Annotated in this window: 3 protein-coding genes; 1 reads left to right on the forward strand and 2 read right to left on the reverse strand. The window is 41.7% G+C overall.

Going from position 1 to position 2610, the window contains the following annotated elements:
- Positions 1–332 precede the first annotated feature (332 nt).
- Both V7L05_RS20725 and V7L05_RS20730 read right to left on the reverse strand, forming a co-directional pair.
- Positions 333–1310, reverse strand: a complete 978-nt coding sequence (locus tag V7L05_RS20725; RefSeq protein WP_335166753.1) for an aromatic ring-hydroxylating dioxygenase subunit alpha — start codon at positions 1308–1310, stop codon at positions 333–335.
- A gap of 112 nt (positions 1311–1422) precedes the next feature.
- Positions 1423–1716: a hypothetical protein gene (locus V7L05_RS20730; protein WP_335166755.1), complete on the reverse strand. Its 294-nt coding sequence runs from the start codon at positions 1714–1716 to the stop codon at positions 1423–1425.
- Between the two features lie 277 nt (positions 1717–1993).
- On the opposite strand from V7L05_RS20730, the gene V7L05_RS20735 reads away from it, so the two are divergent.
- Positions 1994–2610 (forward strand): response regulator (locus V7L05_RS20735; RefSeq protein ID WP_335166756.1); only part of this gene is annotated, 617 nt, incomplete at its 3' end.

Genomic DNA, 2610 nt, shown 5'->3' on the forward strand with positions numbered 1-2610 from the left:
GACTATCGACTCCAGCACATAAATCCTTTAAATCTAAACTTTGCTCACATTATGCTTTAAGTGACATAGTAATACAAGACTACAACACAAAATAAGTAACCCTTATCTTTTATCCGACTAAAACTACGATTAATACCTTTTCTCCAGGTAGATCAGTATTTTAGGTATAAAATAATACTTTAAAATCGTAGGCTTAGTGAAATTTTGCCGCAGACTAGAATGGCACAATTTCACTTGATCTGCGAACCCCCACTTATTATGTTGAAAAAATTTCACTAAGGAAGCAAACTCACAATACAAACAATGTCAGGGGAGCAAAGCATAACAAAGTTCTAAATGGTGCCGAAAGTAATACCCTGTTGTTTGAGCCACTGACGGTATGCAATAGAATAGCGATCGCTCGGTAAATGTACTTCTGCTTGCAAATTTAAAGGTAAGCGTCGGGGTTGCTGGGAATTGACAATGGCAATATCTTGACTAGCAACTTGATTTTGAATATTTAGATAGACTTCAACTGGAATTTCACGGGCGCTGTTTACCATTAACCAATATTGGGCTACGCACTCATCTTCATCGACTGGCGTAATTGTATAGAAGACATTTAGACGATGCTCTCCAGGCCCGAGTTTAAAGTACGCCACTAGCGGACGGAAGATACGGTAATGGTAAGTGTTGAAAATCATTGGCGCTTCTTTCGGATTAGCCGAACTAAAATCTAGTTCCCACAAACCACATTTGAAACCAATCTGATCTGGAAGAGACTCTAATTCATAATGCGTCAACTCAGGACGACTAGCGTGGGCGAATAATCCCGAATGCATAATTGGGAAGTGTGCCGGATCGATAAAATTTTCCAGCGTCCGCAGGGGGCTAGAGTGATAGTGGTAGGGGCCACAGAAAATTTTGCGATAAACCGGATCGTCCCACTCAGAAAATGGAGCTATATCTTGTTTTGGTGTTCCTAAACAAACCCAGAGCAAATCGTAACGCTCTTGAACTTGGTAAGTTTTAACACAAGCTCGTGCGGGAGGCGATTGGTCTGGATTAGCTGGAGCTAGTATACATTTACCTTCGCTGTTAAAGGCTAAACCGTGGTACGAACAAACAAGGGTCTGTTTATTGACATATCCCAAAGAAAGACGAGCGCCACGATGAGGGCAAAGGTCTTGCCAAGCTAGAACTTTGTCGCCATTATGCCAGAGTACTAAATCTGAGCCTAATAAACGCTTGTGCTGTACTGTTCCAGGTTGGAGGTCTTGCGAGCGGGCTATTACATGCCAATCATTCAGCAAAATCTGGTCTTGCACCATGAGTATCGACACCCTTGAGGTCAAATACCTATATCTTAATCAGAGTGAACATCAAACTTGAACTTGATTTTGGAAGCGATCCGGTACGCTGGGCGCTTGCTTTTCGCTACCATCAACTACAGAAATCATCCACCCGAATATCCCGCCAGACATCAGAAACCTGCCAGCCGGAATTGCCCACAGATTGTACTGGAGGATTGTCAAGGAATGGAACATAGTCAGGAATTCTAGGCTCTGAAATTGCTACTGGTTTCTCCTCAACCTCAACCACAGGGGCAGTAGAATTGTCAGTATTAGCTTGAAGAAGTTGGTCTTCAGCCTCCTCGATTAGCTTCATCTGTCTCAGGGTAAGCTTGTCGGATTTTTTGATGATCTTCTTGGTATCTGTATTATTAGAAGTTTTCATTGGCTGTTCCCTCGAAGGCATTGGCTTAAAATTTGTCTGAGTAAAGTTACAAGAAGATAGGTATTAATAATTGCACAGAATAAACAATGTACTGCAAAACTATGGAAAATACGAGTCCCTTGTTGAAGAATTTATCTTTTTCGATATAAATCTCTTTTTCGGGCAGATGCCCCAGCATAATCTGTTGCACAGATGCAAGTATTAAGCGATCGCTTCTTGATCATGACTGTACGTCAATACTGTTTTGTGGTTTTGACTCCTAATAAGCAGATAATAGATGGTTGAGAGTTCTCGCTGTGGAGGAACAGCGTTGAGAAACTTATCAGGTAATAAAGGCACAATCTTAGTAGTAGATGACGAAGCCAGCATCCGCCGAATTTTACAGACGCGTCTAGAAATGATTGGCTACAGTGTAGTTACAGCTAGTGATGGTGAAGAAGCTTTGTCAGCTTTTCGCCTGTTGACCCCTGATTTAATAGTTCTGGATGTAATGATGCCAAAACTAGATGGTTATGGTGTCTGTCAAGAATTACGGAAACAATCAGACGTACCAATTATCATGCTCACAGCTTTGGCAGATGTAGCAGATCGGATCACTGGACTGGAGCTAGGTGCTGATGACTATATGGCGAAACCTTTCTCTCCCAAGGAATTAGAAGCCCGGATTGTCTGCCTACTAAAGCGGCGCTCCCACAAAAACAGTGTCAACGTTATTCCTAATTCTGGGATAATCCATCTGGGCAATCTCAAAATCGATATAAATAAGCGGCAAGTTCATAAAAATGAGCAACGCATTCGGTTGACAGGTGTGGAGTTTAGCTTATTAGAGTTGTTAGTTAATCATTCGGGAAAGATTTTTTCAAGGGTTGAAATATTACAGCAATTGTGGGGCTT

Source organism: Nostoc sp. (assembly GCF_036917755.1).
Taxonomy (GTDB): Bacteria; Cyanobacteriota; Cyanobacteriia; order Cyanobacteriales; family Nostocaceae; genus Nostoc.